We start from the raw sequence: 8,569 nt of genomic DNA, 5'->3' as shown, positions 1-8,569 counted from the left end.
CCCCCACCCTCCTTCTCCACCACCACAACCGCATGCCCCCGCCGCACCATCCGCTCGACAATGGCCCGCCCAATCCCCCGCCCACCCCCGGTCACCACATACGACAGCTCCATAACCCGATGCTAGACAGCGACTCCCGCCGCGCTGGCCTAGAACGGGACCTTCTCCGGACTTCTCCCCATCCGGCGAAGTAGGTGATCTTGCTGGGAGACAGCGGATCCGGAGGTGCCGGTTGGGGCGGCAAAGAATCGGTGGGTCGATTCGGAGGAGAGCGGCGTCTCAGGAAGATCGCCGTAGATATCCTGGAGATTCCTGCCGATCCAGTCGATCAGGGCGGGTTCGAGCGTGTCATCGCTGCCGATAGCGCGGGCCAGATCCCACGTGTGGATGGCGGTATCCGTGGTTCTGATCGCCAAGGCCTGGCGGCCGGAGACCTTCCCCAAGGGGTAATCGACGATCCGGCACAGAGCGTCGGACTGGGTGAAGGCGTCGACCGCACGGTCGACCGAACGCAGATATGCGGCGAGCGGATCCGACCCCAGGGCGTCCGCGTCGCGCAGGCGGAGGAACTCCGCGGCTGACCCACCCTGTACTAGGGCCGTGTAATTGAGATTCCCCCGAGTCACGTGATTGACCAGCTGCCGCACAGTCCATTCCGCACACGGAGTCGGCCCACCCCACTGTCCGGCCCGAACCTCCCGCAACCTCGCCTCGAACATCCCGCTCGACAACACGAACCGATCAACGATCCCTTCGAAACAGTTGGCCATAACCCCACCCTCGCCGCAACCACTGCCCATGGCTGGCGGGTATCGGACATTGCGTTGGCAACCGAATGGCCCGATTCCCAGGGCCGATCAATCGGCGCAGGATTGCCAGTGGCGGGCCGTTTCGCGGAGGTGGGTGCGGAGGCGGTCGACGTGGGGGCGGGGTGGGCCGCCTACTCGGCGGGCCAGGAAGATGGTGTTGATCGGGGCGTCGGCGGGGGTGTGCAGGGGTTCGATTGCGCCCGAGGACAATTCGCGGGTGCACAGGTAGGTGGGGAGGACCGAGATGCCCGCACCGGCGACGACCGCCGCGAGGACGGCCCGTAGGTCGGGGACGACCAGGGCGGGTTCGGCCTCGAGGCGGGTGTCGAAGACGTGCCGCCAGTAGCGGCGGATGATGGGTAGGTCGGGGGCGTAGGCGACCAGCGGGGTGGCGGTGAAGTCGTTGGCGCGCAGGCGGTTCGGGTCGGCACGGGCGGCGAGGTCGGGCGCGCCGACCAGGATGAACTCCTCGTCGGCCAGGGCGTCGGCGAGGACGGTGCGGCCGCGGGGGCGGACCGTGGACAGGGCCAGATCGAGTTTGCCGACGCGGAGGTCGACCAGGAGGTCATCGGCGAGGCCGGTGGTCACCGTGAGTCGGATGCCCTCGGCGATCAGCGGCGCGAGGGCCGGAAGAACCAGGGTGCCCAGGAGTTCGGTGGGGCCGCCGAGCAGTACGGGCGGTTCCGTGACGGGCGGGCTGTCGAGGGTGCCGGTGCCGGTGACGGATTCGAGGGCGTCCAGGGGCGCGGCGACCCGGGCGGCCAGATCGTGGGCGGCGGCGGTGGGTGCGACGCCGCGCGGGAGTCGCTCGAACAGGGGGCGGCCCAGGTGGCGTTCGAGGGCTTGGAGTTGGGTGGTGACGGTCGGTTGCGAGAGCCCGACCTGACCGGCCGCCGCGGTAATCGAACCCGCTCGATACACGGCCAGGAACGTTCGCAGCTGCGCCAGGTCCATCGAACCATCGGCCTGCCTATGTCGCACCGAACCAGTCTATTGACCAGGCAATGCATACTCAATTTTTTGACTATCAAGACTCTGGACACTCGCCAAGGAATCGCGCTACGGTTCACAACGGATATGCAATGAGTTGACTATCAGAATCGAGGCATCATGCATCCGTTCCGCAAGGCCATCGAGGCCCGCGACGAGGCCGCCGTCGAGGCTCTGCTGGCCGACAATGTGGTGTTCACCAGCCCGGTCGCCTTCAAGCCCTACCCGGGCAAGGCCATTACCGCCGCCATCCTGCGCGGGGTCATGCGGGTCTTCGAAGACTTCCGCTACGTCAAGGAGATCGGCGCGGACGATGCCGTCGACCATGCGCTGGTTTTCGAGACGACCGTCAACGGCAAGCGCATTACCGGCTGCGATCTCATCCACCTCGACGTCGACGGCAAGATCGACGAATTCATGGTGATGGTCCGCCCGCTCTCGGGCGCGCAGGCGCTCGCCGAGGCGATGGCCGCCCAGTTCGACCGGATTCAGGCCGAGGCCGTCGCGCAAATCGAACGGCAGGCGGCGGGCTCGTGAATTGACTTGGCCGGGCACGAACCCGCGCCGATTTCCTGGGATGATCCACGAAAGTCACCGAAAGGCCGATCCGCCATGACCGATGGCAACTTCACCCGCTATGTCGCCGTGGGCGACTCTCAGACCGAGGGTGTCGGCGACGGCGACGACCTGACCGGCCTGCGGGGATGGGCGGACCGGCTGGCCGAGCGACTCGCCGTCACCAATCCCGAACTGCGCTATGCCAATCTGGCGGTGCGCGGCAAGCTGGCCCACCAGATCCGGGCCGACCAGCTCGAGGTGGGGCTGGCGCTGCGACCGGACCTGGTCACCGTGCTGGCGGGCATGAACGATCTGCTGCGGCCGAACTTCGATCCGGACGAGATCGCCGGACACGTCGAGGCCATGTTCGCGGCCTTCGCCCGCACCGGCGCGGTCGTCGCGACGCTCACCTTTCCCGATATCGCGCAGAACATTCCGCTGGTCCGGCCCATTCGCGGCCGCATCGCGATCCTCAATGACCGCCTGCGTGCGGCGGCCCGCCGCTACGACGTGATCGTGGCCGAGACCGGCCATCACGCCGTGGTCGCCGACCCGCGCCTGTGGAGCCCGGATCGCCTGCACGCCAGCCCGCTCGGCCACCAGCGCATTGCCGACGCCATGGCCGAAGCCTTGCGCCTGCCCGGCGCGGACGACGCCTGGACCCGTCCGATCACGCCCGCCCTGCCCGAGTACGGCGTGTTTCGTGCGATGGCGGCCGAATTGCAGTGGGCGGCCGTCGCATTGGGTCCGTGGGTATTGCGCCGCCTGCGCGGCCTGTCCTCCGGCGACAATCGCACCGCCAAACGGCCCGAGCCGCTGCCGGTCCGGCTCGCGGCCGCACAGCCGTTCCCGTACTGAAACCACCTCCGCTGCCGGACAATCGACCCTGAGCCCAGTGGGGGGGCGGAAGGGTCGGTGCGGATCATGTTCATCGGCGAGAACGCGTTGGCGGCGATCGGCGATACTCCGCTGGTGCGCCTGAACCGGGTGGTGCCGCCGGGTTGCGCGGAGATTCTGGTGAAGGTGGAGGGCCAGAATCCGACGGGCAGCATGAAGGACCGCATGGCGCAGGCCGTGATCGGTGTGGCCGAACGCGACGGGCGGCTGAAACCCGGTGGCACCGTGGTCGAATACACCGGCGGCAGTACGGGTGCCGCGCTGGCGCTGGTGTGCGCCGCGAAGGGCTATCGGCTGCGGATCGTGAGCTCGACGGCGTTCAGCGCCGAAAAGCTCACGCAAATGGCCGCGTACGGTGCGGAGCTCACCCTGGTCCCGAGTCCGGACGGGATGTTCACCGAGCGCCTGTTCACGACCATGGTCGAGACGGCCGAGCGGCTCAGCCGCGAGCCGGACACCTTCTGGCCGGATCAGTTGCGCAACACCGACAGCATTACCGGCTATCACGCACTGGGCCAGGAGATCTGGGCGCAGACCGAGGGCCGGGTGGACGCGTTCGTCCAGGCGGTCGGCACGGCGGCCTCGCTGCGCGGCGCGGCGTCACTGCTGCGCTACCACAAGCAGCGACGGCTGCATGTGGTCGCGGTCGAGCCCGCCGAATCCGCCGTGCTCTCGTGCGGCGCGCCGGGTGCGCATCGCATCGAGGGCATCGGTATCGGTTACCTGCCGCCGCTGTGGGATCCGAGCCTGGTCGACGAGACGGTGGCCGTGTCCACCGCCGATGCCGAGCAGATGGCGCGCCGCCTGGCGCGTGAGGAGGGGCTGTGCGCGGGCACCTCCTCCGGCGCGAATGTGCTGGCCGCCATTCGGGTCGGGCTGCGGCTGGGCGCGCGAGCGCGGGTGGTCACCGTGCTGGTGGACTCGGGCCTGAAATACCTGAGCACCCCGGTGTACCGCCTCGACACTCAGACGTTAACGCCGTAATCCCTTGCGATACCGGCCAATCCGGACGCGTACCCCTGCCCGATGGCCCGGAACTTCCACTCGTTCCCGTGCCGATACAGCTCGCCGAACACCATGGCGGTCTCGGTCGAAGCGTCCTCGGTGAGATCGAAGCGGGTCAGCTCGGTGCCGGTGACGGCGTCGACGACCCGGATATAGGCATTGCGCACCTGCCCGAAGGCCTGCCGCCGCGTCTCGGCCTCGTAGATCGAGACGGGGAAGAAGATATTGGTGATGGTCGGCGGCATGGCCGCCAGATCCACATTGATCACCTCGTCGTCGCCCTCACCCTCGCCGGTGAGATTGTCGCCGGTGTGCTCGATGGTGCCCTCCGGCGAGCGCAGGTTGTTGTAGAAGACGAAATGCTTGTCGGAGACGACACGCCGGTTGGGGCCGCAGGCCATGGCGCTGGCGTCCAGATCGAAATCGGCTCCGGTGGTGCTGCGCACATCCCAGCCCAGGGCGACGGCCACCTTCGTCAAATTCGGCGCTTGCTTGGACAGTGAGACATTGCCGCCCTTGGCCAAACTGACACTCATCGAATTGCCTTTCCTCTGCGATCGATGCATCCATGCCCAATCGTCCTCGCGGCGCGGCGCGGCGGCCAGGGCGTCGGCGGCGAGTTGATCGGCCAGGACGGTGATTCGCCGCTGCAGGGCGAGCAACTCGATCAGATCCCGATTGATCGGTGGACCCGAGGGGTCGGCGGTGTCACTGGCGCGCACCGCCTCGGCATGCGCGTCGAAGACCGCCGCCCGCAGCCGGGCGGCCAAGGCGGGGCCATCCGCGGTGGGCGCTAAACGTCCCAGGCCTGACCGCGGCTCCCCCTTACCGAGCGTCACATGTCGAATGTACCTGTACCGCAGGTCATCCGAGTGATCTCAGGAACTCCGCCAGATAACGTCCGCTGTAGTCGCTCAGGCCGTTGTTCTGGACCGCGGCCGCGCCGATGGTGTCGATGTGGTTGTAGCCCGGCAGGGTCTGCACGATGGCGGTTTGCGGAACCGGGAACAGCAGGCCGGGGCCGAACTGGACGACGCTGTCACCGGCCCAGAGCACCAGATTCGGCTTGGTGCGTTCCATGCCGTGGTAGCGCAGGTTGCCCATGTCGCCGGTGCGCGCGCCGCCGTAACCGGCGGCGATATCGAGCACGACGCGGAGCGGGAAGTAGGTCTCCCAGTAGGCGTAGGGGCCGCCGGAGCCCAATTGCCGTGCGACATCGCGGATATCGGCTACCTCGTGTCCGGGCGCGGTGTAGGGCACGCCTTGGACGTTGTCGTAGTTTCGCCAGGTGTAGAGCACCGACCGGTCGGATGGTGCGAACCGTTGCTGCGGGCCCGCAGTGAGTCGCAGGTAGTTGCCGAGCAGTGGAATCTGGGTCGCGTCGCCGGGGTTCGGGAAGCTCTTGGGCTGCACCGGGCCGCCGTCGAGCACGCCCATGCCCTGCTGCAGGAGTTCGAAGTTGCAGGAGTTGTTGTCCAGCAACTCGCCCAGGAGGGCGGTATTGGTGAAGCGGTAGTCGCGCAGGGTTCCGGTGCCGTCCGCGCCATTGGTGGCGAAGCCGACCCAGGTCGGGGCGAACAGGAAGTTCAGGGTCGAATCGATCTCGAAGTCGTGTGGAAGATGCGCCAGCAGTTGGCTTTCCCCATCGGGATCGAGATGCGCGGCGAGCCCGGCGAGACGGTAGATCAGGAAGGCCTTGGTGCCGATGACCGGTGTCGACCCGAGAATGCGCGGCAGCACACCGATGTTCTGGGTCGCCTTCAGGATGTCGTTGACCGGCGAGATGATGGCATTGGTGAGATCGTGCAGGAACGGCGTGTTCTGAATGGCGACCGGGTCCGAGGACACCATGGAGTCCTGCGCCACGAACGCCGCGCACTGGCTGTAGCCCGCGGCGTCCGGATCGCCATTACCGAAATCCCAGTCGGCGAAGAAGCCGGTGACCAGACCGCCCATGGAAATGCCGGTGCATACGTACTTATGTTGCCGCACAATCTGATCCGGTATCTCGTGCAGCATGATCTCGTACTGATCGCGCAGTACTCGTTCGAGGCCCATGGAATCCAGGAGTGGCAGATCCTGAGAGTTCTTGAACCCCGGGAAAACTCGGCCATCGATCGGCATGCCGTTGAAGTAGTAGTCGACGGCGTCGAGGTAATTGCCGGTCTTCAACGCGTAGTCGAATCCGGTTGTCTCGTCCAGGCAGCTGCTGCGGCGCGCCATGGCCCAGAACTCCACCTTGCGGCCCAGCTGAGCGGCCGAGCGCACGGTGTTGGCGGCGACGCTGTCGGAATTCATTGCGCCGCCATTGAATCCCTGTTGCTGGACCACCACGGAGTCGGCGTCGGCGGACTCCGTTGGGCCGTCCGCGGCGCGATAGCGGAGGAATCCGGCCCGGTCACACTCGGGTGGATGTGGTGGTGCGTTCGGTGGTAGTGGGAGCAGGAAGCTGACCTGCGAGACGATGACGCCGTCGCGATTGTCGAGCACCTGTTCTTGCCGATCGGTGGCGGCGCTGACGGGCGCGAACGCATGTGCCTGCGGAGTCATCGGCGACATCAGGGCGCCAACGGTTCCCGCCGCCACGGCCAGCGTGCCCCAGCCCACTGAGATTCTCACAGACAGCATCGTCACCAGGAGGGCGGTTCGGAGTCATTGGGCAGTTCGGAAGTAAACGTTGCTTGTAGCTGTGAGGTGTTCCGAATTCGTACGAACATGCTTCGGCGCGTGTTGAGTTCCGCTAGGTTGCGGTGGCTTCCGGGGCGGATGGTCTACAGCCATTAAGAATGGTCGGTATTGTTGAATTTCGTTTAGTCACAATGGAATTCACATGTATTGTGGTGAATTCGGTTGCTAGAATAGGAGTTATGAAATGTGGGGAGTTGGTTCACGCTGATGCGCTCGCGGCGACCGCCGCGTTGCGTGAAGCTGCCGACGACCTCGTTTACCAATCGCTTGTGCCGTGCACCGATGACGAGATCGTGTCCACGATGCGGGAGATCGAGGAGGCGCGGCGGCAGTTGGAGGCGGTGGCGCGGAAGTTGGCCGCCGAGGCCGAAACTCGGTCGCTGCCGCAGAAGTTCGGGGTGGGGAAGTTGTCGCGGTTTCTGGCCGAGACCCTGCATTTGGGGCGTGGGGAAGCCTTGGCGCGGGCGAACGCGGTGCAGGTGTTGGCCACGAAGACTGACCCCAGTGGCGCGGAGAAGGCTGCGGAGTTGGCGTGGACGGCCTCGGCGCAGGAGTGCGGGTTCATCTCCGACGCGCACGTGCGCGCCATCGTGAAGATCATGGGTCGGATTCCCGGGAGCGTGAACGCCGACGACCGTGCCATCGCCGAAAGCCAGCTCGTGCATTTGGCCGTGCAGACCAGCCCCGACGCCCTGCCGAAGGCGGGTGAGCATCTGCTGGCCTACCTCGACCCGGACGGCAAGCGCAGCAGCGACGAGGACCGTGCCCGCATGCGCGGGGTCAGCATCGGCGCGCAGCGTGCCGATGGGATGCGTCCGATCTCCGGGCTGCTCACCCCCGCCCTGAGCGCCGTCTTGGACCCGTACCTGGCCAAGGCCGCACGTCCTGGCATGTGTAACCCCGACGACCCGCAGAGCCCCTGGGTTGCCGACGAACACCTCACCCCGGAGGCGGTGGAGGCTGCCGCGCAACGTGATCGCCGTTCCACCGCGCAGCGCACCCACGACGCACTCCTGGCCCTGCTGCGTCCGGATCTGGGGCCGACCGAGTTCGGTCAGCACCGGGGTCTGCCGGTGTCGACGATCTTCACCATGACCGTTGCCGAGCTCGAGGCCGCCGCCGGGGTGACCACCACCGCGTCCGGGGGCACGATCTCGATCCCGGAGGCGTTGCGGCTGGCCGAGCAGGCCACTCCCTTCCTGGCTGTTTTCGATCACAGCGGTCGCCCCCTGCACCTGGGCCGCGCCAAGAAGAACCGGCTGGCTTCGCCGGATCAGCGGCTGGCGTTGATCGCGGCCGAGAAGGGCTGCAGCCGACCCGGATGCACCGCCCCGGCCACCATGGCTGCGGTGCATCATGTGACCGAATGGTCCAAGGGCGGGGCCACCGACATCGAAAACCTGACTTTGGCCTGCGATTCCTGCCACGCCCTGGTCCACGACGGGCCCGGCGGCTGGAAAACCGTGGTACTGGGCCCGGATTCGGACACCCCCGGGCGGATCGGGTGGATCGCACCACGCCACATCGACCCCACCGGCACACCGCGGATCAACGAATCTCACCACGCGCCAGAGCAATTGGCGCGGACGCTGGTGCGCGCGCGGACCGAGCGGTTGGAACAA

Annotated in this window: 9 protein-coding genes; 4 read left to right on the top strand and 5 right to left on the bottom strand. The window is 66.8% G+C overall.

The genetic code is table 11. The annotated features are described in order from the left end of the window. The 3 genes from VMT40_RS27770 to VMT40_RS27760 form a co-directional block, all read right to left on the bottom strand. Positions 1–113, bottom strand: a 113-nt coding sequence (locus VMT40_RS27770) for an SDR family NAD(P)-dependent oxidoreductase (RefSeq protein WP_326362759.1), incomplete at its 3' end; no start/stop codon positions are given. Between the two features lie 36 nt (positions 114–149). Continuing rightward, the gene (locus tag VMT40_RS27765; protein WP_326362757.1) at positions 150–719 is read right to left on the bottom strand and encodes a TIGR03086 family metal-binding protein; all 570 of its coding nucleotides are present in this window, start codon (positions 717–719) and stop codon (positions 150–152) included. Positions 720–857: 138 nt separating this feature from the next. After that, on the bottom strand, positions 858–1,790 hold the full coding sequence (locus tag VMT40_RS27760; RefSeq protein WP_326358510.1) for a LysR family transcriptional regulator: 933 nt from the start codon (positions 1,788–1,790) through the stop codon (positions 858–860). Positions 1,791–1,919: 129 nt separating this feature from the next. On the opposite strand from VMT40_RS27760, the gene VMT40_RS27755 reads away from it, so the two are divergent. The 3 genes from VMT40_RS27755 to VMT40_RS27745 all read left to right on the top strand — a co-directional run bounded on the left by VMT40_RS27755 (position 1,920) and on the right by VMT40_RS27745 (position 4,238). Continuing rightward, positions 1,920–2,336 (top strand): nuclear transport factor 2 family protein, encoded by a 417-nt coding sequence (locus VMT40_RS27755; protein ID WP_326358511.1) that lies wholly within the window; start codon positions 1,920–1,922, stop codon positions 2,334–2,336. A gap of 75 nt (positions 2,337–2,411) precedes the next feature. After that, positions 2,412–3,215 carry an SGNH/GDSL hydrolase family protein gene (locus VMT40_RS27750; protein ID WP_326358512.1) on the top strand — a complete coding sequence of 268 codons (804 nt, stop codon included), beginning with the start codon at positions 2,412–2,414 and terminating at the stop codon, positions 3,213–3,215. A gap of 66 nt (positions 3,216–3,281) precedes the next feature. Further along, a complete protein-coding gene (locus VMT40_RS27745; RefSeq protein WP_326358622.1) occupies positions 3,282–4,238 on the top strand; it encodes a PLP-dependent cysteine synthase family protein in 957 nt (318 codons plus the stop codon). Here VMT40_RS27745 and VMT40_RS27740 read toward each other — a convergent pair. Further along, on the bottom strand, positions 4,220–4,795 hold the full coding sequence (locus VMT40_RS27740) for a TerD family protein (RefSeq protein WP_326358623.1): 576 nt from the start codon (positions 4,793–4,795) through the stop codon (positions 4,220–4,222). The two genes, VMT40_RS27745 and VMT40_RS27740, sit on opposite strands and share 19 nt — an antisense overlap. 328 nt (positions 4,796–5,123) lie before the next feature. Then, complete coding sequence (locus VMT40_RS27735; RefSeq protein ID WP_326361789.1) at positions 5,124–6,887, bottom strand: hypothetical protein; 1,764 nt, start codon at positions 6,885–6,887, stop codon at positions 5,124–5,126. Between the two features lie 329 nt (positions 6,888–7,216). Here VMT40_RS27735 and VMT40_RS27730 point away from each other — a divergent pair. Then, a partial coding sequence (locus VMT40_RS27730; RefSeq protein WP_326361788.1) for an HNH endonuclease signature motif containing protein occupies positions 7,217–8,569 on the top strand: 1,353 nt, incomplete at its 3' end.

Origin of the sequence: Nocardia sp. CDC160 (assembly GCF_035818795.1) — a bacterium.
Classification (GTDB): domain Bacteria; phylum Actinomycetota; class Actinomycetes; order Mycobacteriales; family Mycobacteriaceae; genus Nocardia.
Note: the sequence above shows the minus strand (reverse complement) of the source record. Positions and strands in the feature narration are given on the sequence as shown.